This window comes from Orlajensenia leifsoniae (assembly GCF_004570845.1).
In the GTDB taxonomy this organism is placed as follows: Bacteria; Actinomycetota; Actinomycetes; order Actinomycetales; family Microbacteriaceae; genus Orlajensenia; species Orlajensenia leifsoniae.
The window spans coordinates 604,698-628,329 of the sequence record NZ_SPQZ01000003.1 but is presented as its reverse complement, the minus strand read 5'-3'; the positions used below and the strand labels follow the sequence as shown (position 1 = coordinate 628,329).

20 protein-coding genes are annotated in these 23,632 nt (G+C 70.2%); 4 read left to right on the top strand and 16 right to left on the bottom strand.

Annotated features, from left to right (window positions below; genetic code table 11):
- Positions 1 to 18: 18 nt before the first annotated feature.
- Together E4M00_RS10865 and E4M00_RS10860 are read right to left on the bottom strand one after the other, a co-directional pair.
- Positions 19 to 1,305: an adenylosuccinate synthase gene (locus E4M00_RS10865; protein ID WP_135120498.1), complete on the bottom strand. Its 1,287-nt coding sequence runs from the start codon at positions 1,303 to 1,305 to the stop codon at positions 19 to 21.
- A 7-nt stretch (positions 1,306 to 1,312) separates the two neighbouring features.
- Positions 1,313 to 1,957, bottom strand: a complete 645-nt coding sequence (locus E4M00_RS10860; protein WP_167756870.1) for a DUF3151 family protein — start codon at positions 1,955 to 1,957, stop codon at positions 1,313 to 1,315.
- Positions 1,958 to 2,355: 398 nt separating this feature from the next.
- Between E4M00_RS10860 and argG the strand changes: the two genes are divergently transcribed.
- A complete protein-coding gene (gene argG / locus E4M00_RS10855) occupies positions 2,356 to 3,786 on the top strand; it encodes an argininosuccinate synthase (RefSeq protein ID WP_135120496.1) in 1,431 nt (476 codons plus the stop codon).
- Between the two features lie 8 nt (positions 3,787 to 3,794).
- Here the strand turns inward: argG and E4M00_RS10850 are convergent, their stop codons facing one another.
- Together E4M00_RS10850 and E4M00_RS10845 are read right to left on the bottom strand one after the other, a co-directional pair.
- Entirely contained in the window at positions 3,795 to 5,396 is a 1,602-nt protein-coding gene (locus E4M00_RS10850; RefSeq protein ID WP_135120495.1) for a carboxylesterase/lipase family protein, read from the bottom strand.
- A gap of 45 nt (positions 5,397 to 5,441) precedes the next feature.
- Positions 5,442 to 6,137 carry a TrmH family RNA methyltransferase gene (locus E4M00_RS10845; RefSeq protein WP_135120494.1) on the bottom strand — a complete coding sequence of 232 codons (696 nt, stop codon included), beginning with the start codon at positions 6,135 to 6,137 and terminating at the stop codon, positions 5,442 to 5,444.
- A 95-nt stretch (positions 6,138 to 6,232) separates the two neighbouring features.
- On the opposite strand from E4M00_RS10845, the gene E4M00_RS10840 reads away from it, so the two are divergent.
- A complete protein-coding gene (locus E4M00_RS10840) occupies positions 6,233 to 7,507 on the top strand; it encodes an Nramp family divalent metal transporter (RefSeq protein ID WP_135120581.1) in 1,275 nt (424 codons plus the stop codon).
- A gap of 23 nt (positions 7,508 to 7,530) precedes the next feature.
- The gene (locus tag E4M00_RS10835) at positions 7,531 to 8,172 is read left to right on the top strand and encodes a metal-dependent transcriptional regulator (RefSeq protein ID WP_135120493.1); all 642 of its coding nucleotides are present in this window, start codon (positions 7,531 to 7,533) and stop codon (positions 8,170 to 8,172) included.
- 54 nt (positions 8,173 to 8,226) lie between these two features.
- Here the strand turns inward: E4M00_RS10835 and E4M00_RS10830 are convergent, their stop codons facing one another.
- From E4M00_RS10830 to E4M00_RS10800, 7 genes are read right to left on the bottom strand one after another with little or no spacing between them, the layout of a single operon-like run.
- Entirely contained in the window at positions 8,227 to 9,648 is a 1,422-nt protein-coding gene (locus E4M00_RS10830) for an NtaA/DmoA family FMN-dependent monooxygenase (protein WP_135120492.1), read from the bottom strand.
- Positions 9,645 to 10,877, bottom strand: coding sequence for an acyl-CoA dehydrogenase family protein (locus E4M00_RS10825; RefSeq protein ID WP_135120491.1), 1,233 nt, complete (start codon positions 10,875 to 10,877; stop codon positions 9,645 to 9,647). The genes E4M00_RS10830 and E4M00_RS10825 overlap by 4 nt, the downstream gene beginning before the upstream one ends.
- Entirely contained in the window at positions 10,874 to 12,247 is a 1,374-nt protein-coding gene (locus E4M00_RS10820) for an NtaA/DmoA family FMN-dependent monooxygenase (RefSeq protein WP_135120490.1), read from the bottom strand. The genes E4M00_RS10825 and E4M00_RS10820 overlap by 4 nt, the downstream gene beginning before the upstream one ends.
- Entirely contained in the window at positions 12,244 to 13,962 is a 1,719-nt protein-coding gene (locus E4M00_RS10815; RefSeq protein WP_135120489.1) for a dipeptide ABC transporter ATP-binding protein, read from the bottom strand. The genes E4M00_RS10820 and E4M00_RS10815 overlap by 4 nt, the downstream gene beginning before the upstream one ends.
- Positions 13,962 to 14,822, bottom strand: coding sequence for an ABC transporter permease (locus E4M00_RS10810; protein WP_135120488.1), 861 nt, complete (start codon positions 14,820 to 14,822; stop codon positions 13,962 to 13,964). Before E4M00_RS10810 ends, E4M00_RS10815 begins: the two co-directional genes overlap by 1 nt.
- Entirely contained in the window at positions 14,819 to 15,838 is a 1,020-nt protein-coding gene (locus tag E4M00_RS10805) for an ABC transporter permease (protein ID WP_135120487.1), read from the bottom strand. Before E4M00_RS10805 ends, E4M00_RS10810 begins: the two co-directional genes overlap by 4 nt.
- Complete coding sequence (locus E4M00_RS10800; protein ID WP_135120486.1) at positions 15,816 to 17,462, bottom strand: ABC transporter substrate-binding protein; 1,647 nt, start codon at positions 17,460 to 17,462, stop codon at positions 15,816 to 15,818. The genes E4M00_RS10805 and E4M00_RS10800 overlap by 23 nt, the downstream gene beginning before the upstream one ends.
- 217 nt (positions 17,463 to 17,679) lie before the next feature.
- On the opposite strand from E4M00_RS10800, the gene E4M00_RS10795 reads away from it, so the two are divergent.
- Positions 17,680 to 18,477, top strand: coding sequence for an HAD-IIA family hydrolase (locus E4M00_RS10795; protein ID WP_056170585.1), 798 nt, complete (start codon positions 17,680 to 17,682; stop codon positions 18,475 to 18,477).
- A 146-nt stretch (positions 18,478 to 18,623) separates the two neighbouring features.
- Here E4M00_RS10795 and E4M00_RS10790 read toward each other — a convergent pair whose 3' ends face one another.
- From E4M00_RS10790 to pyrE, 5 genes are read right to left on the bottom strand one after another with little or no spacing between them, the layout of a single operon-like run.
- A complete protein-coding gene (locus E4M00_RS10790; protein ID WP_135120485.1) occupies positions 18,624 to 19,424 on the bottom strand; it encodes an LLM class flavin-dependent oxidoreductase in 801 nt (266 codons plus the stop codon).
- A gap of 22 nt (positions 19,425 to 19,446) precedes the next feature.
- Entirely contained in the window at positions 19,447 to 20,385 is a 939-nt protein-coding gene (locus tag E4M00_RS10785; RefSeq protein ID WP_204772996.1) for a nucleoside hydrolase, read from the bottom strand.
- Positions 20,382 to 21,350: a ribokinase gene (locus E4M00_RS10780; protein WP_135120484.1), complete on the bottom strand. Its 969-nt coding sequence runs from the start codon at positions 21,348 to 21,350 to the stop codon at positions 20,382 to 20,384. Before E4M00_RS10780 ends, E4M00_RS10785 begins: the two co-directional genes overlap by 4 nt.
- 3 nt (positions 21,351 to 21,353) lie before the next feature.
- A complete protein-coding gene (locus E4M00_RS10775; protein ID WP_135120483.1) occupies positions 21,354 to 23,075 on the bottom strand; it encodes a hypothetical protein in 1,722 nt (573 codons plus the stop codon).
- The gene (gene pyrE, locus E4M00_RS10770) at positions 23,068 to 23,622 is read right to left on the bottom strand and encodes an orotate phosphoribosyltransferase (protein ID WP_135120482.1); all 555 of its coding nucleotides are present in this window, start codon (positions 23,620 to 23,622) and stop codon (positions 23,068 to 23,070) included. Before pyrE ends, E4M00_RS10775 begins: the two co-directional genes overlap by 8 nt.
- Positions 23,623 to 23,632 lie beyond the last annotated feature (10 nt).

Genomic DNA, 23,632 nt, shown 5'->3' with positions numbered 1-23,632 from the left:
CGGTGATCGGTCAGACGCTCAGTCGATGAGGTCGTGACGCACGACGATCTCGTCGCGGCCGGGGCCGACGCCGATCACCGAGATGCGCGAACCGCTCATGGCCTCGAGCGCCAGCACGTAGTCCTGGGCGTTCTTCGGCAGGTCCTCGAACGTGCGCGCCGTCGTGATGTCCTCGGTCCAGCCGGGGAACTCCTCGTAGATGGGGGTCGCGTGGTGGAAGTCGGACTGCGACACGGGAATCTCGTCGTGGCGCACGCCGTCGACGTCGTAGGCGACGCAGACGGGGATGCTCGGGATGCCGGTGAGTACGTCGAGCTTCGTGAGCACGAAGTCGGTGACGCCGTTGATGCGCGCCGAGTAGCGCGCGATCGGGGCGTCGTACCAGCCCGTGCGACGCTTGCGGCCCGTCGTGGTGCCGAACTCGAAGCCCTTCTCCGTGAGGAAGTCGCCCCACTCGTCGAACAGTTCGGTGGGGAACGGACCGGCGCCGACGCGGGTCGTGTAGGCCTTGATGACGGCGATGACGCGGTCGATGCGGTTCGGCGCGACACCCGAGCCCGTGACGGCCCCACCCGAGGTGGCGTTGGACGAGGTGACGAACGGGTAGGTGCCGTGGTCGACATCGAGCATGGTGGCCTGGCCGCCCTCGAACAGCACGGTCTTGCCCTCGTCGAGGGCGCGGTGCAGCAGCAGGGCGGTGTCGGTGACCATCGGTCGCAGGCGCTCGGCGTACCCGAGCAGCTCCTGCACGATCTCCTCGACCTCGATCGCGCGACGGTTGTAGATCTTCACCAGCAGGTGGTTCTTGCTGTCGAGTGCCCCCTCGACCTTCTGACGCAGGATGTTCTCGTCGAAGAGGTCCTGCATGCGGAGGCCGACCCGGTTGATCTTGTCGGCGTAGGCAGGGCCGATGCCGCGGCCGGTGGTGCCGATCTGGCGCTTGCCGAGGAAGCGCTCGGTGACCTTGTCGATGGTGCGGTGGTAGGCCGTGATGATGTGCGCGTTGGCGCTCACCTTGAGCTTCGAGACGTCGACGCCCCGGGCGATGAGAGCGTCGAGCTCCTCGAACAGCACCTCGATGTCGACGACGACGCCGTTGGCGATCACGGGGATCACGTTCGGGCTCAGGATGCCGGAGGGCAGCAGGTGCAGTGCGTACTTCTCCGTGCCGATGACGACGGTGTGCCCGGCGTTGTTGCCGCCGTTGAACTTGACGACGTAGTCGAGACGCGAACCGAGCAGGTCGGTCGCCTTCCCCTTGCCCTCGTCGCCCCACTGGGCTCCGATCAGAACGATGGCTGGCATATGGGTGTCAGTCCTCTCCTCGAATGACGAAGGCTTCCGTCGGAGGCATGGTGGCCGGGGCTGTCGCTCCGGGCGGGATGATGGTGATGAACTGGGTCGCCGTGTGCTCGGACTCGATGCGGGCGATGGCGTCGGGATCGGCCGACAGGAGGAACGCGCTCAGGGCGTCGGCCTCGAAGACCAGGCCGATGGCGGCCGCGGCGCGGCGCAGGGCGTAGGCGGCGCGCAGCACGGCCTGGTTGGGGGTATCCGTCCAGCTGATGGGGTCGCCCTCGGTCCAGCCGGCTGCCTCGAGCAGTTCGAGTCCGCGGCGGTGGGCGACGGTGGCGTAGGCGTAAGCCTCCACCTCGCGCCCTTCGGAGTGGGCGATGTCGGCGAGCTCGGCCCAGGCGAGCGGCGACGTGGAGTGCGCCAGGACGAAGCCGGGCAGCGCCTCGCGATGCACCGAGGAGATGAGCGTGCGCACGACCTCGTCATCGGAGACGACGACGGATGCCGCCCGCTCATCATCCGACGGAGCGTCGGTCCCGATGCCGTCGTCGGCGGCTTCGTTCACCGAGTCTTCGTCGACCTCGGAGTCGTCGGTGCGGGGTTCGTCAGAGTCGTCCGCGTCGGGCGCGGATGCCACGAAGGGCGGGTTATCTCCGGTCACACTCCACCTTATCGCACGGGTTTCCGGCGGCCCGGAGGCGCGGAGGCACTGCCCTCGTTAAACAGAGAACGACCCTCCGGTGCGAGGTCGTGGATTCGGGTTTCACGACCTCGCCCGGGTGTTGCCGGTGATGACAACGGGTCTGAGAAGAGTGTGCCCCGTCCGGGGGCTCGTGAACACCCCCACTATGAGGGACACTCACCTTTGCATCCGGTCATCATTGTCCGGTTTCGCGACGGATTTCGTCGCGAGACGCCGTTTTCACGCATGAAAGCGTTATCCGCGCAACTGATTCCGCACGTGGGTGAATCGCCCTCCGATACCCGCAAATGGCCCCTGACCGGGGCTCATTCCGTCGCGGTGCAGCCAGGGCACCGCGACGCCCTAAAATCGTAGGCATGTCCAAGGTCCTCACCTCCCTTCCCGTCGGCGAGCGCGTCGGCATCGCATTCTCCGGAGGGCTCGACACCTCCGTGGCCGTCGCCTGGATGCGGGAGAAGGGCGCGGTGCCCTGCACCTACACCGCAGACCTCGGCCAGCCCGACGAGCCCGATGTCCAGGCAGTGCCCGGACGCGCCATCGCGTACGGTGCCGAGCTGTCTCGACTGGTCGACTGCCGCGCCGCTCTCGTGGAGGAAGGACTCGTCGCACTGCAGTGCGGCGCGTTCCACATCCGCTCGGGCGGGAAGACCTACTTCAACACGACGCCGCTCGGCCGCGCCGTGACGGGCACCCTGCTCGTACGCGCCATGATGGACGACGGCGTCGACATCTGGGGCGACGGATCGACCTACAAGGGCAACGACATCGAGCGGTTCTACCGCTACGGCCTGATGGCCAACCCGCGCCTGCGCATCTACAAGCCCTGGCTCGACCGCGACTTCGTCACCGAACTCGGCGGACGCACCGAGATGAGCGAGTGGCTCAGCCACCGCGACCTGCCCTACCGCGACTCCGTGGAGAAGGCGTACTCGACCGACTCCAACATCTGGGGCGCCACGCACGAGGCCAAGACCCTCGAGCACCTCGACACCGGCGTGGAGAGCGTCGAGCCGATCATGGGCGTCGCCTCCTGGGACCCCGAGGTCGAGATCGCGACGGAGGACGTCGTGCTGCGTTTCGAGCAGGGACGTCCCGTCGCGCTCAACGGCGACGACTTCGGCGGCGACGCCGTCGAGCTGGTGCTCGAGGCGAACCGCATCGGCGGCCGTCACGGACTCGGCGTCTCGGACCAGATCGAGAACCGCATCATCGAGGCCAAGAGCCGCGGCATCTACGAGGCACCGGGCATGGCCCTGCTGCACATCGCCTACGAGCGGCTCCTCAACGCGATCCACAACGAGGACACCATCGCGAACTACCACAACGAGGGTCGCCGCCTCGGGCGCCTCATGTACGAGGGACGCTGGCTCGACCCGCAGTCGCTCATGCTGCGCGAGTCCATCGTCAAGTGGGTCGCGTCGGCCGTCACCGGCGAGGTCACGCTGCGTCTGCGCCGCGGCGACGACTACACGATCCTGAACACCACGGGACCGTCGCTCAGCTACCACCCCGACAAGCTCTCGATGGAGCGTGTGGGCGACGCCGCCTTCGGCCCGGAGGACCGCATCGGCCAGCTGACGATGCGCAACCTCGACATCGCGGACTCCCGCGCCCGCCTCGAGCAGTACGCCCACCTCGGCATCGTCGGCGGCGCGACGGCGGCTCTCGTCGGAGATCTCACCGCAGGCGAGGCGTCGGAGATCCTGGCCGGATCCCCCGAGACCGATCTCGAGGCGGCGACGGATGCCGCCAACGAGGGCTCGGCCTTCGATCTCGGCACCGACTAGCCTCTGCCCTATCGGCCGGGTCCGGGCGGCTCGCGCTCAGGTGCGGACTCGTCCGCGGCCGAGGCGTGCGCACGACCGAAGCCCTCCCACGCCTCGCGGCGCTCGCGCCGGGGATCGGCCTCGACCCTGTCGAGATCGCTGATGATCAGCGTGCGGCGCTCGCCTTCCTCGTAGCCCGGCCACGGCGGCTCCGGCGCACCGCTCTCGGCGAAGGCCAGCCAGTGCCGCCGCATCCGCTCGCCGGCTGCCGCGTACGACTCGTTGCCTCCGAGTGACGTCATGGCTCGGGCGAGAGGGTCGTCGAGCCTGTCGAAGAGCGCGAACATCTCGACTCCGTGGGTGGCATCGAGACCGACCAGCCGAAGCAGGCGGGGCGCGAAGTCGAAGCGGTAGGCGAAGACCGGCGCATGACGGGAGTGCAGGTCGGCCACCCGCGTGCTGGGAAACCAGAACCCGTAGTCGCCGCCGAGATCGGCTGCCGGCCGACGGGAGGGCAGCCCGGGATAGGCGCGGCGCAATGCATCCGCGACCTCGGGCGACGCCTGTCCCAGCAGGGCTGCGATGCGCGCGGAGCTGCGCGGAAGGATGTCGATGCGGCCGCGGAAGATCGATCCCTCGCGATCGTTCGTGCCGATGATGAGCGGGATGCGCAGGGCTCGACCGGCGCCGAAGGCCGCCATCGGGCTCTCGGGCACGAGCTCGGCGTCGATGACGGGCGCGAGGCAGAACTCCCCGGGGTAGAGATCGGGCGTGCGGATCTGCAGCTGCACGCCAGCGGCGATGAGGTCGTCGACGGGCGCCGCGACGAGGAGTTCGGGGGTGCCGACCCCTGCTGCGCGCTCGGCCATGACAACGCGCAGCAGCTCGACGTACTCCCCGGCCCACTGAGCGGTGCGGGCCGCCGCATAGACGGCATCCGGAGGCGGGCTCTGGGCGATGGCCTTGGAGAACAGTCCGTGAGCACTCGGCGTGGCCATGAGGGTGGTCACGGCGTTGCCTCCGGCCGACTCACCGAAGACGGTGACGTTGTGCGGGTCGCCGCCGAACGCGGCGATGTTGGCCTGCACCCAGCGCAGCAGGGCGAGCTGGTCGCGGAGGCCCAGGTTGTTGTCGAACCGGCGGGCGGAGGTCGAGTAGCGGGTGAAGTCGAGGTAGCCCAGGGCGCCGAGCCTGTAGTTGAAGCTGACGTAGACGACCCGCCGACTGTCGACGAAGCTCTCGCCCTGCCCGGAGAAGTCGCGGGAGGACCCCGAGTTGTACCCCCCGCCATGGATGAAGACCGTCACCGGCAGCGGACCCTTCTCGCGTGCACCGAGGATGGGAGAGCGAACGTTGACGGTCAGACAGTCCTCACCACCGGTGACCGTCGCGCGCGCACGACCGAGGCCGGTGCGCACTCGCTGCGGAGCGATCTGGCCGTAGCTCGAGGCGTCGCGGATGCCGGCCCACGGCCGCACCGGAGTCGGCGACCTGAAGCGCAGGTGTCCGAGAGGCGGAGCCGCGTACGGGATGCCACGCCAGACCCTGGTGCGCCCGACGCGCACGCCGCGGACCGAACCGCCCGTGACGCGCACGGTGGCGAGGCGCTCGTCGAGCAAGCGCCTGTCCATCAGAAGTCGTCGCCACCCATAGTGCTCATTACAGCACGGCGCGACTCAATCCGTGCCGGTGGGGCGAGATCCCCACTGCAGGACCCACGAATGCATGGCGACGGCAGCGGCCGCGCTGGCGTTGATGGAGCGGGTCGACCCGTACTGCGTGATCTCGACGACGGCATCCGCTGCGGCAAGAGCCTCGGCGCTCATGCCCGGTCCCTCCTGCCCGAAGAGCAGGATGCACCTCTCGGGCCAGTCGAAGGTCTCGATGGAGACCGAGCCCGGCACGTTGTCGACCGCGATGATGGGCAGCTCGTGCGCCCGCGCCCACGCCACGAGGTCGGCGACGTCGGGGTGGTTCAGCACGTGCTGGTAGCGGTCGGTGACCATGGCACCGCGCTTGTTCCAGCGCCGGCGGCCCACGATGTGCACGGTGTCGGCGGCGAAGGCGTTGGCACTGCGCACGATGGAACCGATGTTCATGTCGTGCTGCCAGTTCTCGATGGCCGCGTGGAACGGATGCCGGTGCTCGTCGAGATCGGCCACGATGGCGTCCATGCGCCAGTACCGGTAGCGGTCGATGACGTTGCGGGTGTCGCCGTCGCGCAGCAGCTCCGAGTCGAAGTGCGCACCCTCCGGCCACTCCTCCTCGCCGCCCGGCCAGGGACCCACACCGTGCGTGCTGAGCTCGTTCGTCGGGTTGGGCGCTGCGTGGTTCTCTGCGTGGTTCTGCTCTGCGGTCGGGTTCTCGGGCACACCCAAGGCTAACCACCGCGCCGTCTCGACCGGCGGGTATTTCGGTATCCCTAAATCCGAGCTAGGGTTTCGGTGTGCCGAAAGATGTGGTGGCGATGACGCCGGGGGATGCTCCCGCCACCGTCGCGCGCCCACCGCGCTCCGCCGCCGGCACGCGCGTCGTCTGGCTCATGGGCCCGGCCCTCGTGGCCGGCGTCGCCTACCTCGATCCGGGCAACGTCGCCAGCAACATGACCGCCGGCGCACGCTACGGCTATCTCCTCGTCTGGGTGGTCGTGCTGGCCAACGGCATGGCGTGGCTCATCCAGTACCTCTCGGCCAAGCTCGGCATCGTCACGGGCGAGAGTCTGCCGCAGGTGCTGGGCCGCCGCATCCGTCGGCGTCCGGCTCGCATCGCCTACTGGCTGCAGGCCGAGGCCGTGGCCATGGCCACGGACCTGGCCGAGGTCATCGGCGGGGCCGTCGCCCTCAATCTGTTGTTCGGAATCCCCTTGGTTGTCGGCGGCCTGATCACGGGGATCGTCTCGCTGCTGCTGCTCGTCGTGCACAGCCGGCGCGGGCCGCGCACCTTCGAGTTCATCATCATCGGGCTCGTCGTCATCATCTCCACGGGCTTCTGCGTCGGCGTCTTCCTCGCGCCCCCCGAGGCCGGGAGCGTGCTGGGCGGACTGGTTCCGCGCTTCGAGGACTCGGGTTCCGTGCTGCTCGCCGCGTCGATCCTCGGGGCCACGATCATGCCGCATGCGATCTACGCGCATTCCGCGCTCTCCCGCGACCGCTTCGGCGGCGATGAGACCCGCACGGCCAACGGCGGGTTCAGCACCAAGCGCCTGCTGCGCGCCACCCGGTGGGACGTCTCGATCGCCATGGCCATCGCCGGCACGGTGAACCTGTGCATCCTGCTGCTGGCCGCCGCCAACCTCTCCGGCATCGCCGGGACCGACAGTCTCGAGGGCGCCTACGCCGCCATCGGCGCATCACTCGGCCCGATCGTCGCCACCCTCTTCGCCGTCGGCCTGCTCGCCTCGGGACTGGCTTCGACCTCGGTCGGCGCCTATGCCGGAGCCGAGATCATGGCCGGCCTGCTGCATGCCCGCATCCCCCTGCTGACGCGTCGCCTCGTCACGCTCGTGCCGGCCCTCGTGGTGCTCGCGATCGGCTTCGACCCCACACTCGCGCTCGTGCTCAGCCAGGTCGTGCTCTCCTTCGGCATCCCGTTCGCGCTGATCCCGCTCGTGATCCTCACGGCCCGCTCGAGCGTGCTCGGCCCATGGCGCAACCACTGGGCGACGACGGCAGCCGGCGTGGCGGCGTCGGTGTTCCTGGTGACCCTCAACGGCGTGCTGCTGTGGCTCGTCTTCACCGGCTGAGACCTGCGGATAGTCTGAACGCGATGGCGAACACCTCCCCGGCGATCGAGGACTACCTCAAGACGATCCACGCCCACACGGAGTGGCAGCCCGAGCCGATCACGCCGTCGGTGCTCGCGACGCGACTGGCCGTAGCGCCGTCATCGGTCACCGAGATGGTGAAGAAGCTCGCCGCCCAGGGACTCGTCACGCATCAGCCCTACGGCGCGATCAGGCTGACGGATGCCGGACTCTCGCGAGCACTCGGCGTCGTGCGCCGGCACCGGCTCGTCGAGACCTGGCTCGTGAGCGACATGGGCTACGGCTGGGACGCGGTTCACGACGAGGCCGAGGTGCTCGAGCACGCGATCAGCGATCGGCTGCTCGAGGCCATCGACGCGCACCTGGGCAGGCCCGCCCGCGACCCCCACGGCGACCCGATCCCGCAGGCCGACGGCAGCATCGTCTCGGTGCCGACGGTGCTGCTCTCCGAGGCCCCGGCGGGGCATGCGGGAACCGTCGTGCGCATCAGCGACCGCGACCCCCAGCTGCTGCGCCGCCTGGCCGCCTGCGGCATCCGCCCCGGAGTGCTCGTGACACTGTCGGGCGACACCCTCGACGGACCCGACGGCACGGCCGTGGAGCTGGACGCCGATGGCCGGGAAGCGATCTGGCTCACGACCTGAGACCGCCTCCCGGCGGACTCGCGCCCGCGACCCGACCCGCGACCCGGTCGGCGATCAGGCCAGCGCCGCCTCGGGGAACCGCAGCGGCGGCACGGGAACGTCGAGGTTGGCTCCGCCCCGGTACCGGGTGGCGATGTGGTTGTCGGGGAGGCGGGGCCCGCGTCCGAACAGGCGCTCGCGCAGGGTGGCGCGCTCATCGGCTTCACTCGGGTCGGGAAGCCGACCGCGGCGGCGCAGCTCCGGCACGACGAGCTCGGCGAAGTCGCGCGCGGTGTCGAAGGAGTGGTACTGGCGGAGGTTGATGCCGTCGACGCCGTCCTCGTCGAGCCAGCGCTCGATCTCGTCGGCGACCACCGAGGGGGTTCCCACGACGAAGTACCGCTCGGCCCGACCGGCGCGGAGCCCGTCGAGCACCTCGCCGACCGACCTGTCGAGCGGCAGGAACGGCAGGCGGTCGAGCTCGCTGCCCGAGCGCCGGATCGCCTCGGCGACGGTGATGTCGCGAGGTGAGGTCGTGATGTCCACGGGCAGGCTGGCGTGCGCGAGGATGCCGTCGAGACTGGTGTGCTCGCGGTAGAGCCGCCACTTGTCCGCCGCCTCCTCCTCGGTCCGCCCGACGATCACGCCGGCCTGCACGATGAACTTGATGTCCTCGCGGGCGCGCCCGTGACGCTCTGCCGCCGCCGTCATGCCGGCGACGTTGTCACGGAAGTCCTCCGCCGTGCGCCCGCCGGTGAACACCAGCTCGGCATGGCGTCCGGCGAACTCGGTTCCCGCCGGCGATCCCGTGGCCTGGAACAGCACCGGCGTGCGCTGGGGTGACGGATGCACGATGTGGGGCCCGGCGACGCGGTGGGCCGCGCCGACGTGGTCGATGTAGCGCACCTTCGACGGATCCGTGGCGATCCCCCGCTCACGGTCGTACACGACGGCCCCGTCGTCCCACGAGCCCTCCCACAGCTTGTAGAGCACGTCGAGGTACTCGTCGGCGAGCTCGTAGCGGCGGTCGTGGGGGATCTCGCCCTCGAGCCCGAAGTTGCGCGCGGCGTTCGGCAGGTACGAGGTGACGATGTTCCAGCCGAACCTGCCGCGGGTGAGGTGGTCCAGGGTCGACGCCCGGCGCGCGAACGCGAACGGGGGCTCGTAGGTCGTCGAGAAGGTGGCGCCGAATCCGAGTCGCTTGGTCACGGCCGCCATCGCCGGGATGACCAGGAGCGGGTCGATGTTGGGGCTCTGCAGGCCCTCGCGCAGGGCCGTCTCGGGCCCGTCGCGGAACACGTCGTAGGCGCCGATCACGTCGGCGAGGAAGACGGCGTCGAAACCGCCGGCCTCGAGGATCTCTGCCAGTTCCGTCCAGTACTCGAGCTCGTCGAAGCGATGGCGGTTGTTGCCCGGCAGCGGCCACAGCCCGTGGGTGATGTGGCTGATGCACGCCATCTCGAAGAGGTTGAGGATGAGTTGCTTCTTCTCGGTCATGCCGATGCCTCCGTGTTCGCTGCTGTCGAATCCGCCGACGGGACCGTGTAGATGCTCAGCGGGTCCGCCGCGTTGAGACGGACGTCGCCGATCACGCGCTCCTTGTAGATGCGCGGGTTGTGCGAGGTGATGGTGCGGGCGTTCCTCCAGTGCCGGTCGAGGGCCAAGGGGCGGCCGACCCCCGACGAGCCGAGCGCGTCGAAGACGAGCGTCGACGCCGCCAGGGCGGCATCCGTCACCCCGATCTGGGCCTCGTAGACCGCGATGGCCGCAGCGCGCGCCGCCACGGTGGGTTCGCCACCCGCGCCGATCTCCTCCCACACGGAGTCGAGCACTCGGGCAGCACGGCCGACCGCGGCCTCGGCGACGAACGCGTGCGCCGCGATGCGACCGATCACCTGCTGCACCTGGGCGTCGTCGCGCGGGCGCTCGGACAGCCCGTGCGGGTAGGACCGACTGCGGGCCGTCACGGCCTGAACTGCCTCGTCCCGCACCGTCCGGGCGATTCCGGCGAGGGCCGCGAGCAGCACGAGCTGGTACACCGCCTCCTGGGAGACGAAGCGGTCGGTGAAGTCGAGAACGTGCTCCTCGGCGACCAGCACGTCGCGGAGCCGCGTCGTGCCGCTGCCCGTCGCCCGCTGGCCGAATCCGTTCCAGTCGTCGACGAGGTCGACGCCGTCGGCACGCGCGTCGACGAGTACGAGGCGCGCGGCGCCGTCCTCGGCGAGCGCGAGCACGCCGACCCAGTCGGCGTAGATCGAGCCCGTGCTGTAGTACTTGACGCCGTTCAGCAGCAGACGGCCGTCGACGCGCTCGATCCTGGTGTCGCCGAGGATGCTCGTGGTCCCCAGCTCCGACCAGGCTCCGCCGATCACCGCGCCGGCCCCGATCCGCCGGCGCCACTCGCCGTCGCGATCCGTGCGACCGGCGAGACGGTCCTCGACGAAGGCGATGTGGTTGCGCCAGATCTGCGGCTGGTTCGAGTCCGCCGCCGCGAGGTCGACGAGCAGCTCGAAGAATTCCTCGACGCCGAGGCCGGCGCCGCCATCCGCCACCGGGATGCGCAGGGCACCGAATCCGGCTGCGGCGAGCGTCGCGGTCTCGGCGTGGGGCCGCGTTCCCGACGTCTCGTGTTCGAGCGCCGTCGCGGCGATGCGCTCGAACACGGGCTCGAGTCGTCTGCGTGCAGCGGCGAGCGCGGTGTCGGCGGTTCCGGTGCCGATGCTCACGCCCCGACCTCGACCGGCGCGAACGCACCTCGGTACTTCGCCGCCGGATGCCGGTCGTTCAGCCGTGCCTCGCCGAACAGGCGATCGCGCAGCGTGGGGCCGTCGCCGTACTCGCTCTGGGCGAGGCCCCGCGCGCGCAGCACCGGGAGGACCTTGTCTGCGAACTCCTCGAAGGAGCCCGGGATGACCCAGTTGATGACGTTGATGCCGTCGACTCCGGCCGCCTGCCAGATCTCGAGGGCATCGGCGATCTGCTCGGGCGTTCCGACGAGTCGCGTCGACCGCGAGATGAGCACGGCGATGTCTGCGACGATCGGCTCACGGTCGGTGATGGCCTTCGACACCCACTCGCCGAAGCCCTTCGCCGTGTTCGTGTCGACGTCGCGTAGCGGGGTCTGCGGGTCGTAGACCCTGCCGTCGGAGTCGACCAGGGCGGAGTGAGCGAGGTAGCCCTCGATGCTGATGTACTTCTCGTACTCCTCGGCCTTCGCGAGGGCCTCCTCCTCGGTGTCGCCGATGACGAACGAGAGCCCTTGGAAGAACTTGATGTCCTCGCCCCTGCGACCGAACTCGACGGCACGCGACCGCGTCGCCTCGATCTGCTGGCGCGCGAGCTCGGGGCTCGGCGAGATCAGGAACACGGCCTCGGCGTTGCGGGCGGCGAAGTCGCGACCCGAAGCGCTCGACCCCGCCTGGTAGAGCACGGGGGTGCGCTGCGGCGACGGTGACGGCAGGTGCGGCCCCTGCACCGAGTAGCGCTCCGACTCGTGGTTGATCTTGTGGATCTTCGACGAGTCGCCGAAGACGCCGTTCTCGCGGTCCTTCAGGAGCGCTCCCTCGTCCCACGAGCCCTCCCACAGCTTGTAGGTGACGTCGACGTACTCCTCGGCCCAGGCGTAGCGCTCGGTGTGGTCGGTCAGTCGCGGGAAGCCGAAGTTGCGTGCCCCGTTGTCCTGCAGGCCGGTGACGATGTTCCAGGCGATGCGGCCGTTCGAGATGTGGTCGAGCGTGGAGACCTGCCTCGCGAACTGGTACGGGTGGCTCTGCGCGACGTTCGAGGTGAGCGCCAGGCCGATCTTCTCGGTGTGCACGGCGAGCGCCGCCACGAGCGGGATGGGGTCGTTCGACGGGATCTGCAGTCCCTCGCGGATGTACACGTCGAAGTCGGCATCCGCGTCGCCGTAGACCCCGGTGACGTCGGCGAAGAACAGCGCGTCGAACTTCGCGGCCTCGAGCTTCTGCGCGAGGTCGATCCAGAGCCTGACGTCGTTGAAGTCGACCTGGCCGGCGTCGGAGCGGCGCCACTGGCCGTGGTGGATGTGGGAGTTCGTGTTCATCACGAAGGCGTTGAAGTGCAGCGGGGTGGTCATGCGTTCTGCTCCTGAGCGGGTCGGGGGTCGAAGACGGGGATGGAGGCGATGAGCTCGCGGGTGTACGGCTCCTGCGGACGGTGGAAGATGTCGTCGGGCGTTCCGGACTCGACCACGACGCCGTCCTTCATCACGAGCACCCGGTGACTGAGGTGCGCGATGACGCCGAGGTCGTGCGAGATGAACAGGTAGCTCAGGCCGTGCTGTCGCTGCAGCACGACGAGCAGGTCGAGGATCTGCGCCTGGATCGTCACGTCGAGGGCCGAGACCGCCTCGTCGAGCACGATGATGTCGGGCGCCTCGGCGAGGGCCCTCGCGATGGCGATCCGCTGACGCTGCCCTCCGGAGAGACGCAGCGGGAAGCGCCGCAGCACGGCGTGCGGCAGGCCGACCTGATCGAGGAGTTCCCGGATGCGCTCGGCGCGAGCCGAGGCGCTGGGGAACACGCCGCGCTGCAGCGCGTCGACCAGGATGCGCTCCACGTTCCAGCGCGGGTCGAAGCTCGAGAGCGGGTCCTGCGAGACGACCGAGATGCGCGACCGCAGCGCACGCCGCCTGGGCTCGGGCAGGCTCGACCACGGTTGGCCGAGCAGGGTCACCGTGCCGGCATCAGCCTGCTCCAGCGCCAGGGCGATGCGCCCCGTCGTGCTCTTCCCGGAGCCGGACTCGCCGACGATGCCGAGGGTCTCTCCGCGGTGCAGGTCGAACGACACCGAGTCGACGGCGGTCGTCACCGAACCGTCGGACGACCTGAAGTGCTTGACGACGTCGCGGGCGGACAGCACGACCTCGTCGTGCACCTCGCGCGCCGGCGGGGCGGCCTCGAGCAGGGCGGCACCGGCCGGGCTGAGCGAACCGCCCCGGGTGTCCTCGCTGGGCACCGCGGCGATGAGCGCACGGGTGTACGCCTCGCGCGGAGCGGCCAGCAGGTCTGCTGCCGCTCCCTGCTCCACCACGCGGCCGTCCTTCATCACGAGGATGTGATCGGCGAGCTGGGCGACCACGGACAGGTCATGGCTGATGAGGATGATCGACGCGCCGCGGCGCTTGGACTCCTCGAGCAGCTCGAGCACCTGGGCCTGCACCGTGACGTCGAGCGCCGTGGTGGGCTCGTCCGCGATGACGACGTCGGGGGCGAGGGCGAGGGCCGACGCGATCAGCGCACGCTGGCGCAGGCCACCCGAGAGCTGATCCGGACGCTGGCGAGCCCGCAGCTCCGGCTTCGGTACGCCGACCGAGGTCAGCAGCTCGATGACCTTCGTGCTGCGGGCTGCGGCGTCGCCCCAACCGTGGAGCCGCAGGCTCTCGGCAATCTCGGCTCCGACAGGACGCAGGGGGTCCAGCGACACGAGGGCGTCCTGGAGGATGAAGCCCACCTCCTTGCCCCTGATGCCCTGCCACTGCCGATCCGACAGCCCGGAGACGTCGCGGCCGTGCAGGGAGAGCTCGCCGGCCGACACCCGGGCGCCGCGGCCAGTGAGCCCGACCACGGTGCGGGCGGTGACCGACTTGCCCGACCCGGACTCGCCGACGATCGCGACGCACTGACCCGGATACAGGTCGAAGGACACGTCCTGAACGATCGGACGCAGGCCGCCGGTGGTCTGGAATGCGACGGAGAGGTCGCGCACGCGCAGCCGCGGCCTGAAGCCGGCCAGATTGTCGATCTCGGCCGCGAGGTCTGAGGCCGCGGCATCCGTGGTGATGGCGCTCATCATTTCTCACCCTTCTCGAGGATCGACTGCAGGTGGCGGCCGAGGGTCGTCGTGGTCAGGGCGAGGAGCACGATCACGAGGCCGGGGATCACCGTGAGCCATCCGGCGACGGTGATGTAGCCGCGTCCCGCGTCGAGCAGGGCGCCCCACTCGGGCGCCGGCGGCGCGATGCCCAGGCCGAGGAACGACAGGCTCGACGCCCAGACGATCGACTGCCCGATCGAGAGCGCGAACACGGCCACGAGGGGGCGCAACGAGTTCGGCAGGATGTGCTGGCGCAGGATGCGGCCACGCGAGTGGCCGAGCGCCACGGCCGCCTCGACGTAGGGAGCGCCGCGGGCGCTGAGGATCTGCCCGCGCACCATGCGGGCGTAGCCCGGGGCAGTGCCGATCCCCACCGCGAGGATGAGGGTGAGGATCGACGGGCCGAGCACGGCGATCAGCAGCAGGGAGAGCAGCAGCGCCGGGAAGGCGAAGGCCACTTCGAGCAGCCAGCCCACAGCGGCCGCCGTGGGCCTGTTGCCGAGGGCCGCCAGCGACCCGAGGATGACGGCGAGGGTGAGGCTGACCACCGCGGCGCCGATGCCGACGCCCAATGATGCCGCGGTTCCGTAGATCACCCGCGAGTACAGGTCGCGACCCGACTCGTCGGTGCCGAACCAGTGCGCCGACGACGGCGGAGCCAGCGTGTTCGCCAGGTCCATCGCGAACGGCCCCTGCGTGGCCAGGAGCGCCGGCCAGAGCGCGGCGAGGGCGAACACCGCCGTCGCCGTGAGGGCGGCGAACAGGTCCCACGGCAGCTGCAGCAGGCGGGCGGATGCCGTCGGCCGGGGTGCCGCCGGTGCGATGGTCGCGGTCATGACGTCCTCCTGAGGCGCGGGTCGATGATGGCGTAGGCGATGTCGACGAGCAGGTTCGCCAGCACGTAGAAGGCGGCGATGAGCATGACGATGCCGATCACGACGGGCATGTCCTGGCTGCTCACGGCGGTGACCAGCACCTGACCGATGCCCGGCCGTGCGAACACGGCCTCCACCACCACGGCGCCCGAGATCGTCGCGCCGAGCGCCCAGCCCGACAGCGTGACGGCGGGAAGCACGGCGTGGCGGAGCACGTGGCGCAGCCGGATGCCGGTCTCGCCCATTCCCCGCATCCGGGCCGTCAGCACGAACGGCGAGTCCAGGGCGCGCTCGAACTCCGTCCGCGTGGCCTGACCGAGGAATCCGGCCAGCGGGATCGCGAGGGTCAGCGCCGGCAGCACCAGTCCCACCGGGCCCGTTCCCCCGATCACGGGGAACCATCCCAGCGACAGCGCGAAGACCAGCAGCAGGATGATCCCGAGCCAGTAGTGCGGAAGCCCTGCCGCCACGGTGTCGAAGAATCCGCCGATGGCCCGGGATGCCGGTCCCTTGCCCGCGGTGAGGGTCACCCAGACCACCATGATGATCCAGGCGAACACGAGCGCGGTGAGAGTGAGCACGATGGTCGCGCCCAGCTGGTCGGCGATGATCGCGATCACCGGGCGATGCTGCTGGTACGAGTTCCCGAGGTCGCCGACCACGAGCCCGCGCAGATACCCGAAGTACTGCACGATCAGCGGATCGTGCAGGTGGTACTCGGCGTTGATCGGCGCGAGCTCCTCCGGCGTGCGCGCGACGGCCTGGCCGGCGCGGATGTTGAGGATCACCGTGGCCCGGTCACCCGGAAGCGACGCCTGGGCGAAGAAGGCGGCGGTGGCGGCGCCGAACAGGACCAGCGCGGCGCTCACCACCTTGCCCACGACGAGTCGCGGCGCTCCCCGGCCCCGACGCGGTGGGGCCGAACCGAGCAGGCCGCCGGTCTCGGCATCCGTCTCACTGAACGAAGTACGCGTCATAGAACGTCGGTCCTCCCTGTGCGTGCTCCTGCCAGACGCCCTTGAGCTTCGGCGAGACCGCCAGCGTCGAGAGCCTGTCGTAGACGCCGATCGCGAGGGCGTGCTCGGCGATGTACTCCTGCGCCTGCTCGTAGAGGGCGTTCTGCTTGTCGACGTCGGGCTCGGAGTTGGCCTGCAGGATGAGAGCCTGCAGCTCGGGGTAGTCGGTGAACGAGGCGTTCCAGTTGTTCGGGTTGCCGTCCGATCCCGCACCCCAGTTGATCTGCAGGATGCCGCTCGTGACGGCCGTCCAGTAGCCCGGGTAGATGTCGCGCTCGTCGGGCTTGCTGTACGCGCCCGAGAACGCCTCGGCCTGCGGAACGGGGATCAGGTCGACTTTGAAGCCCGACTTCTTGGCCTGCTCCTGCACGCCCTGCAGGATCGAGACGCCATCGGCGGTGATGATCGAGCCCGTGAAGTACGGGAGCGTCACCTCGAGGGTCTCGCCGTCCTTGGTGCGGTATCCGTCGGAGTCGGTCTCGGTCCATCCGGCCGCGTCGAGCAGGTCGGCTGCCTTGTCGAGGTCCTGGGTGTACCAGTCCGCGGCCTTCTGGCTGTAGCCGGGGGTGGTCTGGCTGACACCGCCGTTGCCCTCGTAGGGGATCACGCCGCGGCCGATCGACTCGACGATCTCCTTGCGGTCGACGGCGTACGCGAAGGCCTGCCGCACGGACTCGTCGGTGAACGGACCCTGCGCGGTGTTGAAGGTGAGCACCTGCGGGCGCCCCGGCGTGACGTACTTCTCGAGGGTGAACCCGGCGTCTCCCGTCGGCTTCCACTGCACGGCCGGAACGTCGTAGACGGCGTCGAGTTCGCCGCTCTTCAGGGCTGCCACACGCGTGGTGGCGTCGGCGATGAACTTCCACTCGACCTCGTCGACCAGCGCCGGACCCGTGTGCTCCGCGTTGGCCGGCCACGAGGTGTAGCCGTCGTTGCGCTTCAGCACGATCTCCTGCCCGCGGTCCCAGTGGTCCACGATGAAGGCGCCGGTGCCGATCGGGGCCGCGCAGTTCTCCTCCTGGGTGCGCTCGGTCAATGCCTTCTGCGACTGGATGCCGAAGTAGCCCTGCGTCAGGTTGTCGGCGAGGCGCGGGTAGGGCTTGGCCAGGTCGACCTGCACGGTGAGGTCGTCGACGGCTTCAGCGCCCTGGTAGTAGCCGCCGAGCCAGGCCAGCGCCGTGCTGTTGCCGCCGCCGTTCACCCAGTAGTCGAAGTTGTAGGCCACGACCTCGGCGGTCAGGTCGCTGCCGTCGGTGAACTTCACGTCGGGCTTGAGGTCGAACGTCCACTGCAGGCCGTCGTCGGAGACTGCCCACTTCTCGGCCAGCCAGGGCACCACCTGGTGGTCCTCGTCGAGCGAGACCAGGCTGTCGAGCACGTTGTAGCTGAGGTAGGCCTGCTCGATCCAGCCGCCGAAGACGCATGCCGGTTCCTGCTGGTGGCCGTAGACGATCGTGCCGCCGTCGAGCGGCTTCGCGTCTGCCGCAGGCGTCGTCGCCGTGTTCGCCGCGCAGCCGGAGAGGGCGATCGCGGCCGTGACGGCGAGCGCCACGACGGGCGCGAGGATGAGGCGTTTCTTGGTCATGAGGTGTGTGCTCCAGGGGAAGGGCCGGCCAGGGAGGTCGATGCCGGTCGAAGTGCCGCAAGGCTATGGAGCATGTCGGCGGATCGGGAGTGCATTGTGACGGGCGGCGTAAGAGTGCTTCACATGGGGAAAACTTCACCGCGAGGCCACCCGATGCGCTATGAGGCGCCTCCTCGGCCAGTGATCACGGGGAACTCGGACGCTCTAGGCTGGTGCCATGCACCGTCGTGACGAGATCGAATGCTGGCTGACCGACATGGACGGCGTGCTCGTCCATGAGAACGAGCCCCTCCCCGGAGCCGCCGCCCTGCTGCAGCAGTGGCGCGACCAGGACGCCCCCTACCTCGTGCTCACGAACAACTCGATCTTCACGCCCCGCGACCTGAGCGCCCGGCTCCGCGCCTCGGGCCTGATCGTTCCCGAGGAGCGCATCTGGACGAGCGCGCTGGCCACGGCCGACTTCTGCGCCTCGCAGATCCCCGGTGGATCGGCGTTCGTGATCGGGGAGGCGGGCATCACCACGGCCCTCCACGAGGCCGGCTTCATCATGACCGAGACCGACCCCGACTACGTGGTGGTGGGCGAGACCCGCAACTACTCGTTCGAGGCCATCACGAAGGCCATCAGGCTGATCGCCGGCGGTTCCCGCTTCATCGTGACGAATCCGGATGCCACGGGCCCGAGTGCCGACGGCCCCCTGCCCGCCACCGGAGCCATCGCGGCGCTCATCACCAAGGCGACGGGCAAGGACCCCTACGTCGTCGGCAAGCCGAACCCGATGATGTTCCGATCGGCCATGAACCGCATCGGCGCCCACTCCGAGAACACCGCCATGATCGGCGACCGCATGGACACCGACATCGTCGCCGGCATCGAGGCCGGCCTGCACACCATCCTCGTGATGACCGGCATCAGCGACGAGGCCGAGATCAACCGCTACCCCTTCCGCCCCGACGAGATCCTGAGCGGCGTGCACGAGCTGGTCGCGAAGGAGCCGCTCGAGTCGGAGGTGTAGCGCTCAGCGCGCGCTTCGGGCGGGTGCGGCTCATCCCTGCTCGCTGAGGACCCGACGAAGTCGGCGTTCGAAGCGCGCCGGACGAGCCAGCACCAGAGGCGCTTCGGGCGGTCGCTTCGCTCGGCCCTCAGCGAGCGGGTTGTCGCTCAGCGAGCGGCTTCGGCCAGCGCGTCGATGATGCGCCTGTACGCGGGAGTCGAGCCGTCGGCCGTGATCGCCCGGAACACGAGTTCGTCGACGCCCGCCCTGTAGGCATCGAGCCGCTCGCGCAGCGCCTCCGGGCTCGTCCCCGTGATGGTCGTGTCGCTCGCACCGATGCCGAGGCGCTCGAAGTTGGCGGCGTAGCTCGGGTACGAGCCGTAGCGAGCCGACTCCTCGGCCAGCGCGTCTGCCGCCTCGGGGTCGACGATGCCGCGTGCGTAGAGCACGGCCCGCGGACGTGGCCTGGCGGCATCCGTCGCCGTCTCGCGCAGTGCGGCGGCGGTCTCGGAGGCGATCTCCGGGGGCAGCCAGCTCAGCAGCGCGCCTGTTGCGCGCGTCGCTGCCAGCTCGCGCATCTTCGGCCCCAGCGCCCCGAGCAGCACGGGCGCCTCGACGCTGCGCTGCAGCTCGTCGAGCTGCGGCGTCACGAGAGCCAGCGGGCGGCGGGCGGATCCGGACCCGACGCCCAGCACGAGGCGGTCCTGAGGCAGTGAGAGGTCGCGCACCCTCTCGGCGATGACGGATGCCGGCCACCGGTCGAACGGGATCACCCCCGTCGCCAGCACCAGCCGATCCGTGACCTCGGCCGCGGCGGCGAGCCCGGCGAGAGCCTCGCCATTGGGGGTGTCGTTCAGCCAGAGCGCGTGCAGGCCGGCGGCCTCGGCTGCCACGGCGAGCTCCCGGATGGCTGCTCGATCGAGGACCCCGGCGAGGCCGAGGGAGACGAGGGCTGGTGTTGTGCTCATCCGTCCAGCGTACGCAGGCGGGTCAGGCCAGGCGCGCGATCGCCGCCTCGAGCGCGTCCCAGAAGCGCGGCACGTCGAGGCTCACGGCGACGTGGGCGTTCGCGGGCCGACCCAGCATGCCGTCGAGGTCGACCAGTGTCGCGCCCGCCGTGTGCACGCCGGCGACCTCGACGTCGAGCCTGGTGAACACCGTGCCGACGGCATCCGGAGCAGCCAGCACCGCCACCGCCACGGGATCGTGCAGCGGGCCGTCGGGCAGCCCGAACACGGCGTCGTTGGTGGAGCAGAAGAAGTCGAGCAGTTCGGCCCCGAACGCAGCGGTGCCGTTGCCGATGGCGGCGATGCGCGCCCGCACCTCAGAGGTGACGAGGGCGTCGTGGGTGACGTTCAGCCCGACCATGGTGAAGCGCACGCCGCTGTCGAGCACGATGGCGAGTGCCTCGGGATCGACCCAGGCGTTGAACTCCGCCGCGGGCGTCACGTTGCCGCGCCCGGTCGATCCGCCCATCCAGACGATCTCGCGGATGCCGGCCGCCAGCTCGGGGCGATCGCGCAGCAGGGTGGCGACGTTGGTGATCGGTCCTGTCGCGATGATGGCGATGGGGTCGACGGATGCCGTGATCGCATCGGCCATGAGCTCCACGGCCGAGCGGGGGTCGAGCGGCACGACGGGCTCCGGCAGCACCGGGCCGCCGAGGCCGTTCTCGCCGTGGATCCACTCGGCCGTGACGAGTTCACGCACGAGAGGACGGTCGGCGCCGGCCGCCACCGGGACATCCATCACCCCGGCGACCCCGAGGGCGATGCGCGCGTTGCGCTCGGTGTGCACGAGGGTGCCGTTGCCGCCGACGGCGGTCACGGCGCGCAGCTCGAGGAGCGGGCTGCCCGCCGCCAGCCAGAGTGCGAAGACGTCGTCATGACCCGGATCGCAGTCGATGATCACCGGGATGCGATCGGTCACGCGATGCCCGATCGGGCCGCGAAGGCGAGGAGGTCGGCCCGGGGTGCGTACGAGCCCACGGTCCCCCGGGAGGTGACGGACAGCGCACCGGCGGCGACGGCCACGGCGACGGCCTCGCTCAGCGGGCGGCCCTCGGAGAGGAAGGCGGCGAGGGTGCCGGTGAAGCAGTCGCCGGCTCCGGTGCTGTCGACGGCGGTGACCCGGGGCGACGGGCACTGGGAGCTGCGCGACAGGTCGTGCTCGTCGACGCTCGCCGACTCCGCTCCGGCGGCCGAGACGGCACCCTCAGCGCCGAGTGTGATGACGATCGACCTGCAGCGTCGTCCAGCGGCGGACTCGGCGACGGTGCGCCAGGCGTCGAGTCCAGTGGTCTCCGCGGTGCCGATGCCGAGGGCGACGGCCTCGTGCTGGTTCACGACCAGCGGGTCGCAGACGGCGAGGGCCGCCGTGGACACCGGAACCGGCGGGGCGAGGTTGAGCACGAATCGGGTGCCGACCTCCGAGCTCAGAGAGGCCAACCGCTCGACGGCATCGACCGGCAGTTCGCCTTGGGTGAGCGCGATATCGGCGGCGGCGACGTCCCAGCGGTGCGCCTCGACGGCGTCGGCCGTGACATGGGCGTTCGCTCCGGCCGACACGATGACGGTGTTCTCGCCGGAGGCAGCCACGGTGATCTGCGCGACGCCCGTCGCGGCATCCGGAACCTGGTCGATCGCGTCGAGCGCGACACCGAAGCCGCGCACGGTCTCGAGTGCGAAGGTGGCCGCGGCATCGGTTCCCACGCGGGCGACCAGGTCGACGGATGCCCCGGCCAGGTGCGCGGCGATGGCTTGGTTCGTACCTTTACCGCCGAGCGCGACGGCGTAGCCGGTGCTCGAGACAGTCTCACCGGGCTCGGGAAAGTCCGCGACATAGCTCGTCGAGTCGACGTTGAGGGACCCGAGGACGAGCACGCGGCCGGTCATGGCTCAGGCCGCCGGGCCCGGCCCGGCCACGCTGGCGGTGATGGGCTCGCCGCCCGAGCGCGAGACGAAGCAGTAGTAGTAGCGCTGGCCGCTGGTCCACTGCTCCTCGGTCACGGGGAAGCTGCCCTGCAGCTGCAGGTCGGGGAACTGGCCGGCGGCGTCGAGGTCGATGACGCCCGGTGCGCTGCAGAGCAGGTTGATCTGCGAGGCGAGCGCCTCCTCACCGGGGAACGCTGTCGTCGCGTCGCCCCCGAAGCTGCCCCGGTAGACGAGCTGAGCCGCGTGCGGGGCCGCGCAGTCGACGACGGTGAACGTCTCGGCCCAGGGGCCGGCGTAGGGATCGACGCACTCGGTGCCGCCCAGCTGATCCCACGGGTGCTCGCCGGCGGCGGCCGGGCCTGTGACCGGAGGGGCGACAGTCGGCGTCGGGGTGGGTGTCGGGGTGGGCGTCGCCGATGCCGTGGGGGTCGGTGCCGGTGCTCCCGCGAACATCTTGGGCAGGAGGGTGCCGAGGAAGAACAGGCCGACGAGCACGACGAGCAGCACGAGGCCGCCCGCGATCCAGAGCAGACGGCGGTCGACTGAAGGCGTGTCGGTGGGCGGGGTCGTCGGCGGCGTGCCACCGTCGGATCCCCCAGCGTCCGGTGTCGCCGTGCCGTCGGTCGAGGCGTTGTCGGCCTCGGCGGCATAGACCGGGGGCAACGAGAGGCCGCTCAGGGCCGGGCTGGCGTCGAGGGTGTCGATGAACGAGGCCTGCCGCTCGGCCGCGGACGTCGCGATCAGAGCGGTGGCTGCAGTGTCGGCATCGGCGAAGGCGGCGGGCTCGCGCTCGGAGTCCGGCTCTGCCTCGGGGTCGGGTTCCCGCGCGGGCTCGAGCTCCGCCTGCGCCTCTGCCGCTCCCTCGAGCTCGGGGTCCGCCTCGGGCTCCGGATCAGACTCGGACGCAGGCGGCACCGGGGTGGGGAACCGCAGCGGCTCGGCGGGAGGGGCCCCGAAGACCGGCGCGACGAACGGAGCCATGCCGACCGCGGGAACCACGTCGTCGATGGGCTCAGCGTCGGACTCGGACTCGTGGCCGTTGGCGTACTTCGCCGGGTCCTCTCCGGCGCGCAGGCCCCAGTGGAAGCCGGCCTCGGCTTCGGCGGCGGCGAGGTCGTCGGCCTGAGACGCCGCGTCGGCGGTGATCGGCTGGGCCTGCTCGGAACCCGACTGCGGCTCGTCATCGGGAGCAGCGGATGCGGGCGACACAGGCTCATCGTCGAAGTCGGAGAACAGGTGCCACACCGCCGACGATGTGGCAGCAGTTTCGGCGGCTTCGGGTTCGCGGTGCGCCTCGGCTTCGAGCCCGGCCGAGGCGTCCGTCGCGCGCTCGTCGGCAACGACGGGCGCGACAGGTACGTCAGCAGGGTCGGCAGCATCCGAAGCATCCGAGAAGTCGGGCTGCGGCACGCTCTCGGTCGGCTGCTGCTCAGGAGGAGTCGACTCCTGGGCGGGCGCAGAGGCCGGTGCGCCGGACCAGACCGGGATGACCGGCTCGTCGTCGGCGGCATCCGGGGACGACGCGTCGTCGGACGTGACGTCGTCGTCAGCCACCTCGGCCGGAACGTCAGCGTCGCGACGGGCGCGACGGCCGCCCGAGAGTTGCGCGAGCAGCCAGTCCGCGCCGCCGATCTCCGGATCCTGCTCGGCGTCGGTTCCGTCGCGTTCGTCAGGACCGTCAGGCATCGCGCAGGCCCAGGTCGTCGAGTCCGATGGCGTAGAAGTAGGGGACGCCCTCGGCCTCGATGATCTCGCGTGCTCCGGTGTCGCGGTCGACGACGACGGCCACGGCGGCGATCTCGGCGCCCACCTTGCGGAGGGCCTCGATGGCCTTGAGTGGCGAGCCACCCGTGGTCGAGGTGTCCTCGAGCACGATCACGCGCTTGCCGGCGAGCTCCGGTCCCTCGACCTGGCGACCGCGACCGTGGTCCTTCGGCTCCTTGCGCACGACGAAGGCGTCGTACTCGAGACCGCGAGCCACGCCCTGGTGCAGGATCGCGGACGCCACGGGGTCTGCGCCCATCGTCATGCCGCCGACGGCGGCGACATCGGGGATGTCGGCGATGAGGTCGAGCATGACCTGCCCGATGAGCGGTGCTGCACGGTGGTCGAGGCTCACCTTGCGCAGGTCGACGTAGTACGTCGCCTTCTTGCCACTCGTCAGGGTGAAGTCGCCGTGGAACACGGCATCCGATGAGATGAGTTCGATGAGCTTGGTCCGCGCGTCAGTCACGGCCACAACT